Origin of the sequence: Planctomonas sp. JC2975, from assembly GCF_012985205.1 — a bacterium.
GTDB lineage: Bacteria > Actinomycetota > Actinomycetes > Actinomycetales > Microbacteriaceae > Humibacter.
In genome coordinates, this window is the sequence record NZ_JABEKS010000001.1 from 2427008 (window position 1) to 2446913 (window position 19906).

23 protein-coding genes are annotated in these 19906 nt (G+C 68.6%); 5 read left to right on the plus strand and 18 right to left on the minus strand.

The window, feature by feature from the left end:
• Positions 1-113: 113 nt before the first annotated feature.
• The 4 genes from HII28_RS11015 to HII28_RS11030 form a co-directional block, all read right to left on the minus strand.
• Positions 114-1397, minus strand: coding sequence for a sigma-70 family RNA polymerase sigma factor (locus tag HII28_RS11015; protein WP_170025436.1), 1284 nt, complete (start codon positions 1395-1397; stop codon positions 114-116).
• Between the two features lies 1 nt (position 1398).
• Positions 1399-1737 (minus strand): YciI family protein, encoded by a 339-nt coding sequence (locus tag HII28_RS11020; protein ID WP_170025437.1) that lies wholly within the window; start codon positions 1735-1737, stop codon positions 1399-1401.
• Positions 1738-1849: 112 nt separating this feature from the next.
• A complete protein-coding gene (locus HII28_RS11025; RefSeq protein ID WP_170025438.1) occupies positions 1850-2158 on the minus strand; it encodes an EthD family reductase in 309 nt (102 codons plus the stop codon).
• A 75-nt stretch (positions 2159-2233) separates the two neighbouring features.
• Complete coding sequence (locus tag HII28_RS11030) at positions 2234-2890, minus strand: hypothetical protein (RefSeq protein ID WP_346769271.1); 657 nt, start codon at positions 2888-2890, stop codon at positions 2234-2236.
• A 132-nt stretch (positions 2891-3022) separates the two neighbouring features.
• On the opposite strand from HII28_RS11030, the gene HII28_RS11035 reads away from it, so the two are divergent.
• Positions 3023-3604, plus strand: a complete 582-nt coding sequence (locus tag HII28_RS11035) for a TetR/AcrR family transcriptional regulator (protein ID WP_170025439.1) — start codon at positions 3023-3025, stop codon at positions 3602-3604.
• Positions 3605-3644: 40 nt separating this feature from the next.
• On the opposite strand, the gene HII28_RS11040 is transcribed toward HII28_RS11035, so the two are convergent.
• The 6 genes from HII28_RS11040 to HII28_RS11065 all read right to left on the minus strand — a co-directional run bounded on the left by HII28_RS11040 (position 3645) and on the right by HII28_RS11065 (position 10549).
• A complete protein-coding gene (locus HII28_RS11040) occupies positions 3645-5090 on the minus strand; it encodes an MATE family efflux transporter (RefSeq protein ID WP_170025440.1) in 1446 nt (481 codons plus the stop codon).
• A 152-nt stretch (positions 5091-5242) separates the two neighbouring features.
• Positions 5243-5689 (minus strand): MarR family transcriptional regulator, encoded by a 447-nt coding sequence (locus tag HII28_RS11045; protein WP_170025441.1) that lies wholly within the window; start codon positions 5687-5689, stop codon positions 5243-5245.
• 62 nt (positions 5690-5751) lie between these two features.
• Positions 5752-8880, minus strand: coding sequence for a DEAD/DEAH box helicase (locus HII28_RS20720; RefSeq protein WP_170025442.1), 3129 nt, complete (start codon positions 8878-8880; stop codon positions 5752-5754).
• Positions 8881-8892: 12 nt separating this feature from the next.
• Positions 8893-9381 (minus strand): MarR family winged helix-turn-helix transcriptional regulator, encoded by a 489-nt coding sequence (locus tag HII28_RS11055; RefSeq protein ID WP_170025443.1) that lies wholly within the window; start codon positions 9379-9381, stop codon positions 8893-8895.
• Positions 9374-9820 (minus strand): polyketide cyclase, encoded by a 447-nt coding sequence (locus tag HII28_RS11060; RefSeq protein WP_170025444.1) that lies wholly within the window; start codon positions 9818-9820, stop codon positions 9374-9376. The genes HII28_RS11055 and HII28_RS11060 overlap by 8 nt, the downstream gene beginning before the upstream one ends.
• Positions 9821-9925: 105 nt before the next feature.
• Complete coding sequence (locus HII28_RS11065) at positions 9926-10549, minus strand: TetR/AcrR family transcriptional regulator C-terminal domain-containing protein (protein WP_170025445.1); 624 nt, start codon at positions 10547-10549, stop codon at positions 9926-9928.
• A gap of 79 nt (positions 10550-10628) precedes the next feature.
• Between HII28_RS11065 and HII28_RS19905 the strand changes: the two genes are divergently transcribed.
• The 3 genes from HII28_RS19905 to HII28_RS11075 all read left to right on the plus strand — a co-directional run bounded on the left by HII28_RS19905 (position 10629) and on the right by HII28_RS11075 (position 11905).
• Positions 10629-10994 carry a hypothetical protein gene (locus tag HII28_RS19905; protein ID WP_205864629.1) on the plus strand — a complete coding sequence of 122 codons (366 nt, stop codon included), beginning with the start codon at positions 10629-10631 and terminating at the stop codon, positions 10992-10994.
• Entirely contained in the window at positions 10991-11590 is a 600-nt protein-coding gene (locus HII28_RS19910) for a zinc-binding dehydrogenase (RefSeq protein ID WP_205864630.1), read from the plus strand. The genes HII28_RS19905 and HII28_RS19910 overlap by 4 nt, the downstream gene beginning before the upstream one ends.
• 87 nt (positions 11591-11677) lie before the next feature.
• Positions 11678-11905, plus strand: a complete 228-nt coding sequence (locus HII28_RS11075; RefSeq protein ID WP_170025446.1) for a hypothetical protein — start codon at positions 11678-11680, stop codon at positions 11903-11905.
• A gap of 189 nt (positions 11906-12094) precedes the next feature.
• Here HII28_RS11075 and HII28_RS11080 read toward each other — a convergent pair whose 3' ends face one another.
• Positions 12095-12547 (minus strand): MarR family transcriptional regulator, encoded by a 453-nt coding sequence (locus HII28_RS11080; RefSeq protein ID WP_170025447.1) that lies wholly within the window; start codon positions 12545-12547, stop codon positions 12095-12097.
• A gap of 69 nt (positions 12548-12616) precedes the next feature.
• Between HII28_RS11080 and HII28_RS11085 the strand changes: the two genes are divergently transcribed.
• Complete coding sequence (locus tag HII28_RS11085; protein WP_170025448.1) at positions 12617-12985, plus strand: VOC family protein; 369 nt, start codon at positions 12617-12619, stop codon at positions 12983-12985.
• 82 nt (positions 12986-13067) lie between these two features.
• Here the strand turns inward: HII28_RS11085 and HII28_RS11090 are convergent, their stop codons facing one another.
• The 7 genes from HII28_RS11090 to HII28_RS11120 form a co-directional block, all read right to left on the minus strand.
• Positions 13068-13763, minus strand: coding sequence for an NAD(P)H-hydrate epimerase (locus HII28_RS11090; RefSeq protein WP_346769272.1), 696 nt, complete (start codon positions 13761-13763; stop codon positions 13068-13070).
• A gap of 184 nt (positions 13764-13947) precedes the next feature.
• Entirely contained in the window at positions 13948-15105 is a 1158-nt protein-coding gene (locus HII28_RS11095; RefSeq protein WP_170025449.1) for a methyltransferase, read from the minus strand.
• 59 nt (positions 15106-15164) lie between these two features.
• Positions 15165-15851 (minus strand): hypothetical protein, encoded by a 687-nt coding sequence (locus tag HII28_RS11100; protein WP_170025450.1) that lies wholly within the window; start codon positions 15849-15851, stop codon positions 15165-15167.
• A gap of 71 nt (positions 15852-15922) precedes the next feature.
• A complete protein-coding gene (locus tag HII28_RS11105) occupies positions 15923-16195 on the minus strand; it encodes a glutaredoxin domain-containing protein (RefSeq protein WP_170025451.1) in 273 nt (90 codons plus the stop codon).
• Between the two features lie 40 nt (positions 16196-16235).
• Positions 16236-17420, minus strand: a complete 1185-nt coding sequence (locus HII28_RS11110) for a glycine C-acetyltransferase (protein ID WP_170025452.1) — start codon at positions 17418-17420, stop codon at positions 16236-16238.
• Positions 17417-18460 carry an L-threonine 3-dehydrogenase gene (tdh, locus tag HII28_RS11115; RefSeq protein WP_170025453.1) on the minus strand — a complete coding sequence of 348 codons (1044 nt, stop codon included), beginning with the start codon at positions 18458-18460 and terminating at the stop codon, positions 17417-17419. Before tdh ends, HII28_RS11110 begins: the two co-directional genes overlap by 4 nt.
• 228 nt (positions 18461-18688) lie before the next feature.
• Positions 18689-19885, minus strand: a complete 1197-nt coding sequence (locus HII28_RS11120) for a Gfo/Idh/MocA family oxidoreductase (protein WP_240977333.1) — start codon at positions 19883-19885, stop codon at positions 18689-18691.
• Positions 19886-19906 lie beyond the last annotated feature (21 nt).

Consider the following 19906-nt stretch of genomic DNA (forward strand, 5'->3'; position numbering starts at 1 on the left):
CCGGCACAGTGTCCCCATGTTATCCACCCGTTATCTGGATGTCACCTGGCCGCCCGTACCTGCGAGGACACTCAGGCAGCCGGTCACCGCATGGACGCTGGCGAACAGGTGATTCACAGCATGCGCACGGAGGCCTTCTTGAGACGCAGCCGTTCGCGTTCCGGGTCGTTGTCGCAGAGCGCGATCGCCTCGTCGTAGGCGAGCTCGGCGTCATCCGCTCGCCCGAGTCGCTGCAGGAAATCCGCTCGCGCCGCTTGCAGGTACGGATACCGCACGAGCTGCGGCTCAACGGCGAGTTCGTCCAGCAGCGCAAGGCCATCGGCCGGTCCATCCGCGAACCCGATCGCGATCGCCCGGTTCAGCTCGACGACCGGCGACGGCCACACGGCGCGCAACGTGTCGTAGAGCCCCGCGATGCGCCGCCAGTCCGTGGATTCCCAGTCCGGGCTGCTGTCGTGCACCGCTCCGATCGCGGCGAGCAGTGTGTACCTCGACGGCGGCACGCCCTCCACGGCGACCGCGAGCTGTTCGAGCCCGAGCTCGATGAACCGCGGATCCCATCGTGTGCGGTCCTGCTGTTCGAGGAGGATCTCGTCGCCTGCGACATCCGTTCTTGCCGGGCGCCGTGCCTCGGTGAGGTAGATGAGTGCGAGGAGGCCCGCGACGTCGGGATCGCGAGGGAGCAGCATGCGGAGCAGCTCGGCGAGCTCGCGGCCGCGCTCGGTGAGCTCGCGGCGGGACAAGGCCGCGCCGGCCGGGGCCGTGTGGCCCGTCGTGTAGACGAGATGGACGACGTCGAGCACGCCGCCGACACGGTCGGGGAGGTCCGCGGAGGCCGGCACGGCGTATGGGATGTGCGCCTGCGCGATCTTGCGCTTCGCCCTCGTGATGCGCGCCGCCATCGTCGGCTCCGACACGAGGAACGCCCTCGCGACCTCGGCCGTGCTCAGTCCGCACACCATGCGCAGCGTGAGCGCGACGCGGGACTCCGGCGCGAGTGCTGGGTGACAGCAGGTGAAGACGAGACGAAGGCGGTCGTCCGACACGAACGATTCGTCGTCGTCATCGGTGAGGAGTGGGGATCCGGATGCCGCGGCGCGCTCCTCAGGGTCCACCAGCTTCGGCAGGGCCCTGCGTGAGACATCCGTGCGCCGCAGCAGGTCGAGCGCGCGATGCCTCGCCGCCGTGGTGAGCCACGCCCCGGGACTCGTCGGGATGCCGCGCGCTGGCCACGTCTCGAGCGCACGGGCATAGGCATCCTGCACGGCTTCCTCGGCGTCGTCGAGGTCTCCGGTGACGCGCACCGTCGCGGCGAGCACGAACGCCCACTCGCGGCGGTGCGCATCGGCCACGGCCGCGGCGACGGCGGCCGCCGCGGCCGGGCCGGTCGGGGCCATGTCAGCTCCGGATCGCGATGGGACGCAGCTCGATGCCGCCGTTCCGCACCGGAACCTGCTTGGCGATCGAGATCGCCTCGTCGAGGTCGGCGGCCCGCAGCACCCAGTAGCCGCCGAGCACCTCCTTGCTCTCCACGAAGACGCCGTCGGTCACGGTGACGTTGCCCTCGGCATCCGTTCGAACGGATGTCGCAGTCTCCGGCCCGGTCAGCGCGGCGCCGCCGAGGAGGTGGTCCGCGTAGGTCTCCATGAACGACTGGTACGGCGAGCTGACCTCCGTGCCGGGTGTTGGGGCGACGAACGCGGGATCGGGATGCACGAGCATCAGGTATTCAGCCATGGGATCATCCTTGTCTCTTGCAGTGGTGATGAGCCCGGATCGGGGCTCATTCCTACCGACGCGGATGCCGGCGCGAAATCGACAGCTCTGCGGAAGAAGCGCTCGACGCCGCTCAGGATTCCTCGACATCCGCGAACACGACGCGCACCCCGCCCGTCGCCAGTTCGAGCGCACGAGGGAACAACGCCCCCATCTCCTGGGTCGCCACCGCCGCGTTCGCCGCGTCGTACTCGGCGAAGTAGAGGTCGATCAAGCGATAGGCCGGAGTGGGCGTGCCGTCCTCCTTGGGCCAGACCTTGGAGGTCTCCATCTTCAGCACACCGGGAACGCGTCGAGCGCGCTCGATCAGGTCCGGGTAGGCGGACTCGAATGCGGCGGGATCGACCGGGTTGTCGAAGATGAACGTGATTTTCGTGGACATGGGAACTCCTTGCGTGATGGGTGATCGGTGATGGATAGGTGGGCGGTCAGGCGGCTGCTTCGACGGTTCCGCTCGTCATGCTCGCTTCGCCCCCTTCCGGATGACCGCGTGCAGCCGGATCGCCGAGATCAGGAAGAAGATCCCGCCGAGGATCGCATAACCGCCCACGCCGGTCAGGGCTGCGTTCGGTCCGCCGGCCATGAGCACGAACCCGGCGCCCGCGAACACGGAGATGCCTCCACTGAGAATCATCGCCAGCTGACCCCCGAGCCGCCACCGCAGGATCGCGATGATCAGCTGCACGATGCCTGCGGTGATCGCCCAGGCGCCCCACACCCGCAGCACATTCGGGATGCCGGTGCCGACGACGAAGGCGAGTGCGAGCGCCGTCAGCAGGCTGAGCGCCATGTTGACGTACAGCGGCGCCTTCGGCCTGCTGGATCCGGACGACCGGTAGTCCACGATCGCCGCAGCGACGTCGAACAGCGGGTAGATGACGAGCAGGGTGATCGTGACCGGATCGACCGACTTCGCGATCGCGATGAGCAGGATCGCCCAGACGATCGCGAAGCCGAAACGCACGACGTACAGGTTGCGCAGTGCCTTCGTGCTGCCGGTCAGACCCACCGTGCCGGCGGCAGGATCGCTTGCGGCGCCCCCGATCGAGTCGGAAGTGGTTTCACGGTCGTGAGGTATGGACGGCTGCGTCGATGGGGCGTCGGCTGATGCCACGGTGAGCTCCTTGTAGATAGAACGATCGGTATTGCTGAGCTTGAACCTCGTCGGGCGAGATGTCAAGAACGATCGTTCTGTCTCTTTCTGCTATCGTAAGAACGCACGTCGTCACGACCGGAGCGGAGAAACATGTCGGAGGCGAAGACTCGACTTCTGGAAACGGCCTCGCGGCTCTTCTACGCCGAGGGCCTGCATGCCGTCGGCATCGATCGGGTCGTCGCGGAAGCGCAGGTCACCCGTGCAACGCTCTATCGGCACTTCCCGAGCAAGGACGACCTCCTCGTCGCCTATCTGACCCAGGCCGATGAGGCGATCCGCGCCCGCGCGGCGGAGGCGCAATCCTCGGGCGCAGACGCCGATGACGTGATTCGGACCATCGCCGAGTCGATCGCCGATGACATCGGCAGTCCGGGTTTCCGAGGATGCGCCTTCCTCAACGCCGCCGCGGAGTACCCCGACCCGAAGCATCCGGTGCACAAGGCGGTTCTGGCGCACCGGCAATGGTTCCTGAAGACCATGACCGGACTCTTCGCCACGACAGGGAAGACGGACGCCGAACCCGCGGCACGGCACTTCGTCATGCTGCGCGACGGCGCCATGGCTGCCGGCTGCCTCGCCGATCCGAAGCCCATCTGCGCGACCTTCCTTCGCGGGGTCGAAGGTCTGCTCACGTATCGCAGTGGCCTGGAGTCCGACGCGGATCTGTCCTGACGATCCGCGCGCCGAACCGCACACAGCAGCTCGCGGGCGCTCAGCCCTCTGCCATGGCCAGCGCCTCTTCCGCCCGCTCCGGGCTGCCCTCGGCGAGACCCTTGGCGATACCGCGCGAGTTCAGCGCCCACAGCACCAGGGCGACGATCAGCACGACGATCTCGGTCACCGTGAGCGCCCAGATGATGCCGGTCAGTCCGAACCAGAGGTTGCCGAGGATGACGATCGGGATGAACAGCACGCCCTGCGTCATCGACAGCACGATCGCCGCTGTGCCGCGTCCGGTGGCCTGCATGAGCGAGGTGATGAGCCCGGTGAATCCGTTGCCGATCATCGCCACGAGCTGTGCCGTGATGATGGTGACGCCGATGCCGAGCAGAGAGTGATCCGAGGAGAAGACGGAGAACAACTGGTCGCGGAACAGGAACACCGCGACGAAGAAGATCGCTCCGATGCCTCCGACGGCGACGGCCGACGATCGCACCGATGACCACAGCCGCTTGCCGTCGCCCTTGCCGAATGCGTATGCGAGCAGCGGCAGCACGCCGATCGTGATGCCCATGACGAGGAACTCGGGCACCTGGGCGATCCGGACGGCCACGCCCATGGCGGCCAGCGGACCGTTGCCGTACTGCGCCGCCAGGTTGTTGAGCACCAGGCTCGTGACGATGAGGAAGGCGGACTGCAGCAGCTCTCCTGCCCCGATGCTGAACACCGGCTTCAGCACGGACGCCTTGAGCGTGAACCAGCGCGGCGCGATGCTCACGTGCCGGCTGTGCTTGGTGAGCCACGCCCCGTAGTACACGACGGCGATGACGTTCGAGAGGCCGAGGGCGAGCGCAGCCCCTGCGACGCCCCAGTGCAGCACGAGGATGAAGAGCACATCGAAGACGAGGTTCGCGATGGTCGATGCGATGAGGCCGATCATCGACTGCCTCGCTGCGCCCTCGGCGCGCACGAGTTGCTCCAGGCAGAACGTGGCGGCCAGCACCGGGACGAACGCGAGCATGACGGCGACGTAGGCGGAGGTGGCCGATGCGGCAGCGGCATTCGCCCCGAGCAGCGAGACGAGCGGATTCAGCAGCAGCAGCCCGATGGCGCCGACCACGGCTCCCGCGATGACGGACCCCCACACGGCGAACGACGAGACGTGCTTGATCTCGCCCGCCTTGGATGGATCGTTCTCGGATGCCCCGAGCAGCCGCGAGATCAGCGCACCGCCACCGACGCCGAAGACGCCGCCGACGGCCATGATGATGCCGAGCAGCGGAGTGCCGAACGTGATGGCGGCCAGCAGCACGGAGTCGTGCAACGAGCCGATGAAGCCGGCGTTGATGACGTTGTACACGGCGCCGACGGCCATGCCGGCCGCCATCGGGACGCAGAGATGGATGAGTGCGCGCACGATCGGCGCGGCGGAGAGGTACCAGCGGTTCGAGCCGACGGTGTCGGTCGTTGGTGCGGTTTCGATGCTTGTGGTGCTCATGATGGGCTCCCTTCAGGGCATGACGAATCGGTTCAGGGCATGACGGGATGGCGTCGGGTGACGGCGCCTGCGTCAAGGCATGACGAGATGGCGTCGGGAGGCCGACGCGGTGATGTCGCCTCGGTGGTGCGGTGGCTGTGCGGGCCCGGCGCTTACGGCCGCTCGGGCTCCGGCAGTGCCACTGTGATCTTCTTGAGCATCGTGGTGAGCTGCTCGCGCTCGGCGGCCGTCAGCGGGGCGAGGATCGTCTCGTCCGCCGCGACCATCGCCTCGTCGAATCCGGCGATGAGTTCCAGACCCGCGGGGGTGGCGTACACGCGCTTGCTGCGTTCATTGCCCTCCTCCGTTCGACGTTCGATGTATCCGCGGCGTTCGAGCCCCTGCAGCATGCTGGACACGCTCGCCGGGGTCGTGCGGGTCATCCTGGCGATGTCGCGCTGGATGGCGCCGGGCTCGTGCTCGAGGTATCCGAGCACGAATCCCTGCTCGAACGTGATGTCGCGCTCGCGGATCCAGTCCTCTGCTGCCTTGCGCTGAGCCCAGCCGATCCAACGCAGCAGCTGAAGACCGCTGGTGTTCTCGACCTCTCGCCTTTCCATGGTTAAGACTCTAATAGTTTGAGCTCTAACTGTCAAGCTTCTAACTATCGCGGATTCGAGGCTCAGTCGAGCAGTGCGCGGATGTCGTCGGCCGACAGCGCCGACGAGAACGTGCCGTCCCCCTCGAGCACGGCATCGAACAGTTCGGCCTTGGCTCGACCGAGCTGCATCACCTTCTCCTCGATCGTGTCGGATGCCACCATCCGGTACACCATGACCCGTTTCGTCTGCCCGATGCGGTGCGTGCGGTCGACGGCCTGGGCCTCGGCCGCCGGGTTCCACCACGGGTCGAGCAGGAACACGTAGTCCGCCTCGGTGAGGGTGAGCCCGAATCCGCCCGCCTTCAGGCTGATCAGGAAGACGGGCGCGTCTCCCTCCCGGAATCGGCGGATCACCTCGGGCCGACGCCGCGTCGATCCGTCGAGGTAGACGTACGGGATCCCTTCGTGATCCAGTCGCGCCGCCACCTTGCGCAGATACGAGGTGAACTGGCTGAACGCCAGCGCTCGATGTCCCTCGGCTACCACATCGCCGAGCTGGTCGACCAGGGCGTCGAGCTTGGCTGATGGCACATCGGCATACTCGGGGTCGATGAGCGACGCGTCGACCGCGAGCATCCGCAGCAGGGTGATGGACCGGTAGACGATGAAGCGCTGGCGGTCCATGTCGGCGAGCAGGCCGAGCAGCTTGGTGCGCTCCCGCTGCAGCCAGGTGTCGTAGATCCGTCGATGCGCCGGGTCGAGCGGGATGCTGAGCACCTGCTCCTGCTTGTCAGGCAGCTCGGGTGCCACCACGTCTTTCGTGCGCCGCAGCATGAGCGGACGGATGCGCCGGCGCAAGCGGGAGAGTCGCGCGGCACCGTGCGCGGTGTCTGTTCCGTGCGCCGGGCTCGCGGCTGCCGCGATGGGTTTGACGTACTCCTCCTCGAATCGGCGCCGGGACGGGAACAGTCCGGGAGCCACGATCGAGAGCATCGCCCAGAGTTCGAGCAGGTTGTTCTCGAGCGGCGTTCCGGTCACGGCGAGGCGGAACGGGGCATCGAGCTCGCGTGCATGGCGGTGGGTCTGCGACGCGTGGTTCTTCACGAACTGCGCCTCGTCGAGCACCAGCCCCGACCACTTCAGCGCCGCGAACTGCTCGTGATCGAGCCGGAACACCGTGTACGTCGTGAGCACGATGTCGGCGTCGGCGATGACATCCGCGAGGCTCGTGCGCTCCTTGCGACGCGTCGCCGTGACGGATGCCACCCGCAGCCCGGGGGTGAACCTCGCCGCCTCGCTCTCCCAGTTGGCCACCACCGATGCCGGGGCGACCACGAGAAATGGCGCCCCCGCACTCGCGGGAATCCGGCCCCCGAGATCCTCCGGGACCCGAGACCGCTCGACCGCGTGAGCGATCAACGCGAGCGTCTGCACCGTCTTGCCGAGCCCCATGTCGTCGGCGAGGACACCGCCGAGGCCGTGCCGCCAGAGAAACACGAGCCAGTCGTAGCCATCGCGCTGGTAGGGACGCAGCTCGGCGGTGAGGCCCTCGGGCAACGGCTCCCGCTCGACGAACCCAGCCTCGTCAGCCGCACGCGACTCCGCCGGTGCGGCCAGCGCCAGCAGCCCCGCCACCGTCTCGCGCCACTCGACGGCGGGCAGAGCCTCGTCGGCGAGGTCCTCGAAGTCGGCCCAAAGCGCAGCCTGGTAGCGGCTGATCCGCGGACCCGTCTCCCACTCGGCGAGCGCCTCCGCCTCGGCGAGCAGTTCCTTCAACCGGTCGAACACCGGCTGGTTCAGCGAAAGGTAGGTGTGGTCGACGAGCAGCAGCTTCTTGCGGCCGCCGGCCAGCGCGGTGAAGAGCGGCTGGAAGGGGATCGTGCGGCCGGCAACGGTGACCATCACTCCGAGATCGAACCAGTCGCGCTGATCCGTCGGCACCGTCGTGACGGTGAGCTCGGGAGTCTCGGTGAGCTCGCGGTAGTCGACGCGATCGCCGACGACCTCGATGCGGATGCCGTCCCCTGCGTGCTCCTCCAGCGACGGCAGCACCGTCGAAACCCACTCGGCCGCCGCGATGCCGGTCAACGTGCGGTCCGCGAGGCTCGCCGCAGTGCCGTCCGCGGGGGCACCTGCGGTATCCGTCGCCTCCGCGATCGCCTGCAGCACGCGACGGACGATCGCCGCCTCGGCATCCGTGTCGCGCTGCATCGGATCTGCGCGTGCCTGCGCCATCGCCACCACGTCGACGCGCTCACCCGTTCGGTACTCCCAGGAGAACGACAGCGACACCCGCTGCCGCGACAGGAACATGACGGTCAGCACGAAGACCGGCGGCTCCAGCGCCGGGAGCCGATTCGTCGACGCCCGCTCAATGGGGAAGGACCGCGCCAGCACGGGATACACCTCGCGCGTGAACTCCGCGAGGTCATCCGGCGGCACGACGATCGGATCCTCGCTGAGCATCGCGAGTTCACGGGACGACACGGGCCGATCAACCGGCGCGAGCGTGACGAGCGGTGCTGCCTGCGTCCAGTCGACGATCGCAAGCCCGTGATCGCCGATCGGCCGCACCGTCACTGCCGACGGAGCCTCGACGCCGTCGACGCGAACCCGCGGTTGCAGCAGCAGTCCGCCGTCGTCGGTGTCGGTCGCCACGATGTCGAGCTCGGCACGATCGGCCACCTCGACGCGACCGCTCTTGGCCGCGGAGGCGATGCGGATGCCGCGGGCACGGGCATCCGCGAGCATGCGCCAGAGCAGGGGGCTGGCGTACTCGTCGAGCACGAGCCTCGAGCCGTCGCTGCTCGAGTACCGTCCGGGCTCCGCCCGGGAGAGCACGTCGACTTCGACGAACCAGCGCACCTGATCCGGATCCAGTCCGAGCTCGTGCGTGCGGTACTGCAGACCGCCCCAGGTGATGGGTGCGTTCACCCATCCGCCGCGCTTGCCGGGCACGCCGGGACGCACGGTGACGACGAACGGACCGACGGATGCCACCGTCGCCGTCTTCGTCGTGTCCCCTGTGTGCTCCCATCGCCCGGCTCCGCCACGTCGTGTGCGCTCGCGCACCTCGACGAGGAGAGCCAGCGGCAGCGTCTCCGCCGCGCGGCCCTGACCGCTTCGGAGGGTCAGCGGAAGGAGCTGGTCCCGCCAGTCGTCGTGCTCGTCGTGCCCGGATGCACCAGGGGAGAACGAGCGGCCGGACACCCGCTCATGCTCTCATGCGCCCCCGACGCCGGCGGCAAGCCGCTGGAGCATCGACACGGCGGCGACGCTGTCGACGCCGGCGAAGAATCGTGCGTCGGCGTCCTCCACGACGGAAACGGCACGGCCGGCCAGCTCACGCCCCGCCACCGTGACCTCGACCGCCTTCGCCCTGCTGTCGTTCGGGTCGGGTCGCCGGGTCACGAGACCCTTCGCCTCCAACCGCCCGAACACCTCGGACGCCGTCTTCACGTCGGCTCCGGCCTGCGCCGCCACCTGCGCCTGGTTGGGCGTGGCGCCCTCCCGGCCGAGCCACCATGAGCAGGCGAGCAGCACGAACTGCACGTGCGTGAGGCCGAGGGGTGTCAGAGCGGATGCCATCGCCCGCTGCCACGCGCCCGTCACCCTCCAGAGCAGGAAACCCGGGCTCTCGGCTGGTCCGCCGGCGAATCGTGTGCCCGATGCCGGCGCTTGGGCGCTGTCGGATGCCGCGGCCTCAGGCATCGGCATCCTCCGGGTCCCATGCGTCGTTCGACGCCGCCGCGATGAACAGGTGCCGCATGACCTCGGGGAAGTCACCGGCGATCTGCGGCCCGAGTTGCGGACCCACCTCATCGGACGGCTCGCCGTCGATCTCGAGGCGGTGCGTCACCCGGGTCCCCGTGCCGACCGGCTCGAGGAGGTGCCGGAACCGCAGCGTGAGGTCACCGTAGATGGTCTCGTCGGCGTACGCGGATCCTTCGATCAGCTCCACGATCGTCGAGTCGAAAGTCTCCTGCCCGTCAGGGGTGACCGACAGCCGGGTGCCGACCGCGAACGGACCGTGCAGCACGTAATCGTCGCCGCCCTCGTAGGTGAACCGGCCCTCGTGCAGCGCACGAAGTGCAGCCCACACGCGTGCGGGTGCAAGCTCGGTCTCTTCCGTGTATTCGGTGCTCCACATGATCGCGCCTTTCGTTGTCGAAGTGATTTGATCTGTGTACAGATTATCCGTACACGGACTAATTGACAAGAGGTCGGCCCCAATTGGTCCCCTCAACCGAGAAAGTCAGCCCCGCGGCGTCGCAGGAAGGTGCAGCACGATGCGCGCGGCGTCGCAGAAGAGGTCATCCGCAGTGCGCCCGGTTCCGATGAAGTAGTCGCCGATCGCCTTGGAGATGACGGGGAATCGGCGCCGGACCTCGTCCACCGATGGCGCAGGGCCGTCTGGCTGCGGCGATTGCTCCTCGAGGACCCAGCCGACCGTGAAGCGCTCGCCGACGAGGACGAGGAGGCGAGCATCCTGGGCGTCCATGCCCCACTGAACGAGCGACGCCATCGCCGTCTCGGAGAAGTCACCGCGCCGCAGCGAGTATCGGGCCCCCGAGATGATGCGCGCGCCGTCGGTGTGCCGCAGGAGAGTCGCGCGCAACGCGGTGAGCGCATCGAGGTACCACGTGCGTCCATCGCCTTCGCCGCCGGCGTCCGGATGCGGCACCGCTGCGATCGCCTCGTCCATGATCGCGTCCGCGAGGCCGTCGAGCAGCTCCGACTTGTTCTTCACGTGCCAGTACAGGGTGGGCGCCTGCACCTCGAGGCGGGAGGCGAGAGTTCGGAGGCTCAGCGCGTCGAGTCCGTCGTCGTCGACGAGCCGAAGCGCTTCCTCGAGCACACGATCGCGATTCAGGGGCACCGTCGTCCTCTCTTGCGCATCTCCTCTAACAGTGTTAGAACAAGCATAGTCCCTAACACTGTAAGAGAAGGATGATGCGATGAAGGCAGCCGTAGTCGATCGGGTCGGCGGTGTCCCGGAGTACCGGCAATGGCCGGATCCGGAGCCGCATGACGGCGAGGTCGTCGTGACGGTCGAAGCCGTCGCCGTCGAGAACGTCGACCGCGCCATCGTCGCCGGCACGCATTACGCGTCCGCCGACTTCCAGGCGGCGCTTCCGGCCGTCCCGTGCTTCGACGGCATCGGACGCCTTCAGGATGGAACGTTGGTCGGCTTCGGGGGCTCACGGCGCCGAACGGGGCGCTGGCCGAACGCGTGGTCGTTCCTGCCGCCTACACGTCGCCGATCCCCGCCGGCATCGAACCATCTGTCGCGGCCGCGCTGTCCTCGGCGATCAGCGGCATGATCGGCCTGAGCGCCGCCGGAGAGCTCGCGGCGGGCGAGATCGTGCTGGTGCAGGGCGGCACCGGTGTCGCCGGGCGGCTCGCGATCCGGATCGCGCGGCTCCTCGGCGCCGGACGCATCGTCGCCACCGGCCGCGACGACGCCGCGCTGGACGAACTGCACGACCTGGGCGCCGACGCCACGATCTCCACGGCCGTCGACGACGACGCGCTGGTCAAGGCCTTCGCCGAGGCCGCCGGCAACGGTTACGACGTCATCGTCGACTATCTCTGGGGACGTCCTACCGAGCTGCTCATCCGCGCCCTCACCCCCACGAGCTTCGCGCTGGGCTCGCCGACGCGGCTCGTGCAGGTCGGCGAATCAGCCGGCCACGACCTTCGGCTGCCCGCGGATGCCCTGCGGACCTCCGGCCTCGAGCTCTACGGCGCTGGACGCAACGCGGCCACCGGCATGGCCGCCGCCTACCAGCGGGTCGTGGAGTGGATCCGCAACGGTCAGCTGACCATCCCCGTCGAGACGATGCCACTCAGCAACATCGCCGAGGCCTGGGCTCGCACTGACCTCCGCGGGAGGCGACTGGTCATCGTCCCCGACTGAGAGCCGACCGCTCCACACGAACGCATCACCACAGCCCCATCAACACGGCCCGATTAACAAGAACACCGGAAACAGGAGAACATCACCATGAACACCTTCAGCAAGACTCTTCACGGCCTCACGCACCTCATCCCCGGCATCCCGGAGCACTCCGACAGCGCCAACGCACGTCACCATCGGCCCGCTCAGGGTTCGCATGGGCAGCGGCACCAAGGAGTCGCGCTGCGGAGCCCGAACCGGCACCACCAGAACCCGCCGCGCGTGCTCGTCGGCTGGCAGAACCGCATCGCGCGCCTGGTGCACGCCGACCGTTAGGTCGGCGCCGGTCGCCATCGCGGGCGCGACGGGCACGGCGCGATGGCTCGAGGCCGCCGAGCCGCCGTTCAGCACAGCGGCTCTGCACCCGTCTCGATGACGGAAAGGGACCGTCGTACGCGACGGCGGCAACGCCTTCTGCCATCGAGACGGGACTCGGTCGGATCCGAAGATCCGATCGGGCCCCTGCTAGACGTTCTCGGCGCGCAGGGAGCGGACCATGCTCCGCAGAAGGCGGAAGGCATGCGACTGGTCGTCCTGCGTCAGGCCGTTCAGCATGCGGAGCTCAACGGATCTGACCACGACTGTCGCCTTCTCGAGACTGCGCCGACCACGTGGCGTGAGCCGAGCGGGAAGGGCCTTGCCGACCGGAGCCTCCGACGGTCTGGTCACGTAGCCATCCCGTTCGAACGCCTGCAGCAGCACGTTCATCGACTGGCGCGTGACGAAAGTCCCTCTCGCCAGCTGCGAATTCGACAGGCCGGGCCGCTGGGCGAGCAGTTCGAGACATGAATACTGCGTTACGGTCAGCCCCAGCGGCCGCAGTGCCGCCTCCATGGCCGCTCGAAGTGCGCTTGACGCCTCCTTGAGCAGATAGCCCAACGAGGTCTCGAGATCGATTCCGGCCCCACCTTGACTCATGTCAGTATTCTGACATACAGTTGCCTGTGTCAGAACACTGACACGAACGCGCGAGAAAAGGACATCCTCATGCCTGCCACCGGCCCCGACTTCATCTCCCTCCAGGTGCGCGATCTCGATGCGTCCCAGGCGTTCTACGAGACCTATCTCGGCCTCGTTCGCTCTCCGGCCGGCCCACCGCACGCCGTCGTCTTCGGCACGAAGCCGATCGCGTTCGCGCTGCGAGACATCCTGCCGGGCACCGAGCTCGCATCCGCCCCGCAGCCCGGCATCGGTGTCGCGATCTGGCTTCACGCCACCGAGGTGCAATCCATTCATGACGCTCTCGCCGCGGACGGGCGCACCATCGTCGCCCCGCCGATCGATGGCCCCTTCGGACGCACGTTCACCTTCGCCGACCTCGACGGCTACCACGTCACCCTCCACGACCGCGCCTGAGCCGCGGATTCCCGTGGCAACCGGATATGATCCGGCCCTCCTCTCGGAGTTGACCGTCTCGCGTTCCAGGGCGTCCGAGGTATCAGTCGGCGACGACGAGCGGTTCGATCCCGGCGAGATCCGGATCGAGCCCGATGTCGACGAGCACGACGCGTCCGGCGTAGGCGGCCGCCGGCTGCCGCAGCAGCCCGGCCTTGTGGGCGCCGAACGTGACGGTCACGTCGGCGGGCAGGACCGTCTCGTCGGGCACCGCGCCCGTGTCGGGGTCGACGCCGCTCGGCAGGTCGACGGCCACGACCCGTCGACGCGGTGAGGCCGCCAGCGGCCGGATCGCCGCAACGGCATCACGGGCCGTTCCCCGCAGCGCCGGGCTCCGGTATGCGCCGGTGCCCAGGATCCCGTCGACGATGACGTCTGCTTCCGTCACCGCCTCGACGATGGAGGCGACGGCATCCGCACCGAGGTCGACGACGGTGGCACCGGCGGCGAGCGCTGCGGCCAGACCGGCCTCGTGGATGCGCGAGCCGAGTTCGACGACGTGCACCGAGCATCCGGATGCCGCGAGCTCCGCACCCGCGAGCAAGGCGTCGCCGCCGTTGTTGCCGGATCCCGTGAGCAGCACGACGCGCGCCGTCTGCACCGGATCCTCCATCTCGGCGATCTCGTCGCGGATGGCGTCAGCGAGCCCAGCGGCTGCGCGCGCCATCAGCGACTCGCCTGCCTCGAGGTGCGGCGCCTCCGCGGCACGGATCTGCTCGGCCGAATACCCCCGGATCACGCTTGCGACACTACGCGCGCGTCCCGTCCGTGTGCGGCCCCACCCCGTCGAGTGTGCGGAGAACGTGCTTCGTTCGTTGCGCTAGCGCGTTCCTGGCGCCGAACGGGATGTCGCAGTCGACCCGGGGTCGCACCCGGCGGAGCGCCGTGCTGGCGGGATGCCGGCGGAGCGGGTTCGGCATCGGTCAGCGTCTACCGGATGCCGTGATCGTGAACTTCGCGTTGCGGTCGACCTGACGCGTCGGTCCGACGAGCTGCCGCAGCGCCGGCCGGTAGCCGAGGTGCGAGTTGTAGACGGTCCAGAGTTCGCCACCGGGGGCGAGGATGCGCGCTGCGGCCGCCACCAGCATCCGCCCGATTCGTAGGTCGATCGCCGCGCCGTTGTGGAACGGCGGGTTGAGCAGCACGAGGTCTGCCCATCCGTCTCCGATGCCCTCGCCCGCGTCCTCCCGCCGCACCTCGACGCGGTCGGCCACGTCGTTCGCCGCGGCCGTCGCCCGAGCGGATGCCGCGGCCGCAGCCGACTGATCGCTCGCGATCACGCTCACCTGCGACCGGCGCAGCGCCAGTGTGCCGGCGAGCACCCCCGTGCCGCAGGCGAGGTCCACCGCGGTCCGAGCCGTCGGCATCGCGGCGTCGAGGTGGTGGAGCAGGAATCGCGTGCCGATGTCGATGCGCGTGGCGGCGAACGCTCCGCCGTGCGCGCACACCCACAGTCCGGGACGGATGTCAGCGTGGAACGCCCGGGCCGGCCAGGTATCGACGCGTGCCGCCGTCCGCGGTCCACGCACGGTGAGCGTGCGCGCCTTCTGGCGTCCGTGGCCGACGTCCACGCGCTCGAAGTGCCGCAGGAGCACATCGTTCATCGCCGGGGTCATGTACTTCTGCATGCCGCCGGCGACGATCACGACCTCCGGATCCGCGCGGCCGGCGAGCACCGCCGCGATCTCGTCGAGAGCGTCCAGGCTCTTCGGCAGCCGCAGGAGCACGAGACGCGCCCCTCTGGCCAGCTCCGGATCGAGCTCGCAGGAGCGGTATGCCCCCGCGAGTCCGAGACGTTCCGCGTTGGCGGCGAGCGCTCGCTCACCGACGACCGGATCCTGGTGCACGCGGATGCGGTCGGCATCGACGGCTTCGCCCCGTCCGCGGTCCATCAGGGCGGCGGCAGCGAGCGTCAGCGCGCCGTACGCGTCACCGATCACGACGACCTCTCGCGGGCGCAAGGCGTCCAGCGCGGAGGCCGCGGTGTCGAAGATCAGCCGGTCGGCGGCATCCGCTGCGACGAGGTTGTCGGCCTCCTGGTCGGGCCAGCGACGCAGTCGTTCCCACGCGAATTCGGCCACCCGACCAGCCTAGGTTCCTCCAGCGCCCGCATACCCCCACCCTCGGGCCGCGCTGGGTCTCAGCGATCGGCGAAGGCGAGGCGCAGGTACTGCAGGTCATCGCGGTCGACGACCACGGTGAGCATCCGGTCGCCGAGGTCGGCACCGAGTGCATAGACGTAAGGATCCGTGTCGATGCGGATGCCGTCCACCGCTCGCCCGTTCACCTGCACCTCGACCCCGTGCTCGACGTGCGAGTCGGCGACGCGGTCCCAGGCCTCGGGGCGCGGGATCCCGTCCCCATCCACATCGGTCGGCTCCGGATGCCGGTTGATCAGGATGTAGTTCACGTGCCGCACCAGCTCGTGCTCCAGCGTCGGCCTCGCATCCGCACGCTCCGGGGAGTACCACGCGGTGCTGACGGCATCCCAGAGCGACGGATAGTGTGCGCGCCGCCGCGCCTCCATGACCCAGTCGGGCAGCTCGACGGGCGGCGAAGTGTCCAGGGCTCGCTGAAGGTCGTCAGGCAGGTCGGCGAGGTTGCGCGGATCTTCGCGATCCTCCGGGATGCGCCACAGCGTGTACGACACCCGCACGGTCCGCTCGTAGACGATGCCGTTCGACGTGCCGGATGCGTTGCTGCCGCCCAGCTCATCGAGGTGCGGCTGCGGCACGAATCCGAGCACGGGTACGGGCATCAGCGCGGCCCACTCGTCGAGCGACGGTGGTGCCGGTCGGTCTGGCTCGAGGTATCCGCGCGCCCACATGCCGCAACTCTGTCTGGCCAGGCGGGCCGGGTCAAGGGTTGCGGCGGGCGCGGCGCCAGTGAGGGGCGAGCCTACGCGTTCAGTGCGTCGAGCTTGGCCTGGAGCTCCGGATCGGTGGGCTCAACGAAGTGCGTGCCATCAGGGAAGACGACCACGGGGATCTGCGTGCGACCGCTGATCGCGTGCGCCCGATCGGCCTGCGTCGGATCCGCTTCGAGGTCGATGTACTCGTAGTCGGCGCGCACCCGGTCGAGCAGAGCCTTCGAGCGGCGGCAGTCGCCGCACCAGGCTGCACCGTACATGGTGACGCGGTCGACGGGGGCTTGGGTGAGGTTCTCGGGCATGGTTCAAGGGTAGGCGGCTTGCCTGAAGGGTGCCGGAGCCCTATACCGCGACGGCGTCCCTCGAGTCCACGAACGCCCGCACGCAGCGTTCGATCTGCTCGGCGGTGTGCGCGGCGGAGAGCTGCACCCGGATGCGTGCCCGCCCGCGCGGCACGACGGGGAAGCTGAACGCCGTCACGTAGATGCCGCGTCTCTGCATCTCGTCCGCGATGCGCGCGGTCAGGGCGGCATCCCCGAACATGACGGGAACGATCGGATGCTCGCCGGGCAGCAGTTCGAATCCCGCCTCCGACATCAGCCGACGGAACAGCGACGCGTTGTCTCGCAAACGCTCGCGCAGCTCGCCCGACCCCTCGAGCAGATCGAGCGCGGTCAAGGTGCCGGCCACGATGGAGGGCGCCAGAGTGTTGGAGAACAGGTAGGGGCGGGCGCGCTGCCGCAGCAGGTCGACGATCTCGCGGTGCGACGACACGTAGCCGCCCGACGCACCGCCGAGCGCCTTGCCGAACGTTCCCGTGTAGATGTCCACACGACCCTCGACGCCGCAGAGCTCCGGTGTACCGCGGCCGTGCTCGCCGACGAATCCGACCGCGTGCGAGTCGTCGACGAAGACGAGCGCGTCGTACTTGTCGGCCAGGTCGCAGATCTCGCGCAGGGGGGCGATGTAGCCGTCCATCGAGAACACGCCGTCGCTGACGATCACACGGAACCTGGCGTCGGATGCCTCGATGAGCCGCGCCTCGAGATCCGCCATGTCACGGTTCTTGTAGCGAAGCCGCTGCGCCTTGGAGAGACGGATGCCGTCGATGATCGACGCGTGGTTCAGCTCGTCGGAGATGATGGCGTCCTCCGCCCCGAAGAGGGTCTCGAACACTCCGCCGTTGGCGTCGAAGCACGACGAGAAGAGGATGCTGGCCTCGGTGCCGAGGAACCGGGAGACGCGTCGCTCCAGCTCGAGGTGCTGCTCCTGCGTTCCGCAGATGAACCGCACGCTGGCCATGCCGTAGCCCCACTCGTCGAGCGCGCCCTTCGCTGCGTCCACGAGTCGCGGATCGTCGGCGAGGCCGAGGTAGTTGTTCGCGCAGAAGTTGAGCACCTCGGTGCCGTCCGCGACGATCGCCGTCTGCTGCGGGCCGCGGATGCCGCGCTCCCGCTTCGTGAGCCCCGCTGCTTCGATCTCGGCGAGTTCGTTCGATGCGTGCTGCCGATAAGTCCCGTACGTCACAGCTGTGTCCAATCCAGGATGATCTTGCCCGTGCCGCCGGCCGCGGCGGCCTCGAAACCACGTTCCCACTCGCGGGCGGGGAAACGCTCGGAGATGACGGAGGCGATCGCATCCCGCAGCACGGCGCTGGTCTGCAGCATGGCGCCCATCGCGTTCCACGTCTCGAACATCTCGCGTCCGTAGATGCCCTTGAGCGTGAGCATGTGCGTCACGACCTTGCCCCAGTCGATGGAGAACGGCCCGGAGGCGAGACCCAGCATGGCGATGCGACCGCCGTGGTTCATGTTCTCGATCATCTGCGGGAGCGCGCTCGGTGAGCCGCTCATCTCGAACCCGACGTCGAACCCTTCGCGCATCCCGAGCGCCGTCTGCGCGTCGGCGATCGGGGTGGTCGAGACATCGACCGTGTAGTCGGCGCCCATGTCGCGCGCGAGCTCGAGCCGCGGGGCGCTCACGTCGGTGCCGACGATGAACCGGGCGCCGACGTGTCGTGCGACCGCGATGGCCATGAGGCCGATCGGGCCGCATCCCGTGACCAGCACGTCCTCGCCAACCACGGGGAAGGCCAGGGCGGTGTGCACGGCGTTGCCGAGCGGATCGAAGATCGCGCCGACATCAGGATCGATGGAGGAGTGGTGCACCCACACGTTGGTGCCGGGCAGAGTGAGGTACTCGGCGAAGGCGCCGTCGCGCTGCACTCCGAGACCCTTGGTGCGGATGCACATCTGCCGCCGGCCCGCCCGGCAGTTCCGGCACATACCGCACACGATGTGCCCCTCGCCGGAGACGAGGTCCCCGACGGCCACGTCGTGCACGAGCGGTCCGACTTCGACCACCTCGCCGAAGAACTCGTGACCGGGGATGAGTGGGGCGTTCACGGAAGACGCCGCCCAGTCGTCCCAGCGCAGAATGTGCAGGTCCGTGCCGCATATTCCCGTGCGCAGCACCCGGATGGTCACCTCATCGGGGCCGGCCACCGGATCCGGACGGTCCACGAACTCCAGCCCGGGGCCGCGTTCGGGTTTGAACAATGCCTTCATGTCGTTGACTTCCGATCGTGTCGTGTCGTCGTGACGTGCGCGGCAGGTTGGGCCGCGAGCCGTCAGCAGTGATTCTGCACCGCGAGCGGGCGCGCGTCAGCACCCGCCGGCCATTGCCGGTCGAGCTCGCCGGAAACACCTCACATGAGATCCCGATCAGACATGTTCCGGCGGCCATGGGCCGGCTTCGGCAAAGCTCACCCGGCTAGCGGGCTGCCCTCAGCAGACTCACACCGAGGCAGCAGCAGCCGGCTGCCCCGCCTCGAAGTAGTCGACGAGGTCCGCGTCGAGCCGCGGAACGTCGAGCAGGCATCCGGATCCGCGCAGCGACTCCGTCGCCCGGATGCCGGTCGCCACGGCATTGCGGGCAGCGATGGGCGAGGTGGCCGTTCGCCCGCCATCGCGCACGAACGCGGTGAACTCGTCGATCAGCAGGCTGTCCGCGCCGCCGTGGCCGCCCTGCGCCTGAGGGACGATGAACGTCTCGTCGGCAGGTCCGGCGCCGTTGCGGCGCGTGTTCCACAGCCGCACCTCGTCGCCCGAGCCGTCCCCCATGTTCTCGAGACGTCCCTCGGTGCCGATGACGGTGTAGTTGCGCCAGTAATCGGGCGTGAAATGGCACTGCTGATACGAAGCGAGCACACCGCCGTCGAGCACCAGGTTGAGCTGCGAGATGTCCTCGACGTCGACGACCGGGTTGAGCCCGGTCTGCTCGGTGGGGGGCCAGTTGTCGAGGCTGTACCAGTCCCACATCCGCTCGCCGACGTGCTCGCGCCGGTCGGCGATGTCTCCGTACACGCTGAGCGAACCGACGGCCTGCACCCGTTCGGTGTACGCATTCGCGAGCCAGTGGATGACGTCGATGTCGTGCGCACCCTTCTGCAGAAGAAGTCCGACGGACTTCGACCGGTCAGCGTGCCAGTCCTTGAAGTAGAAGTCGCCTCCGTTGCCGACGAAGTGCCTGCACCACACCGCCTTGACCTCGCCGATGCGCCCCTCCTGGATGAGCCGGCGCATCAGCGTGATGACGGGCATGTGCCGCATGTTGTGCCCGACGTAGAGCCTGCTCCCTGTGCGTCTGGCCGTCTCGAGGATCGCGTCGCAGTCCGCGATGGTGGTCGCGAGCGGCTTCTCGCACAGTACGGCGACGCCCGCCTCGAGCACCGGTATGGCGACGCTCGCGTGCAGGTGGTCGGGGGTGAGCACGAGCACGGCATCCACTCCGGATGCCAGCAGCCGGTCGAGCGAGTCCGTCACGACGGCATCCGGGAACGCCGCTGCGGCATCGGCCCTGCCCCTCTCGCTCGTGTCGCAGACGACGGTCACGGCGGATCCCGCCCCCGGCCGGTGCGCCTCACGCGCCAGGCTTCCGCGCAGGCCGAAGCCCACGACGCCGATCCTCAGGTCGTTGCTGTTCTCACTCAATGGGGTTCCCCTTGTTCGTGC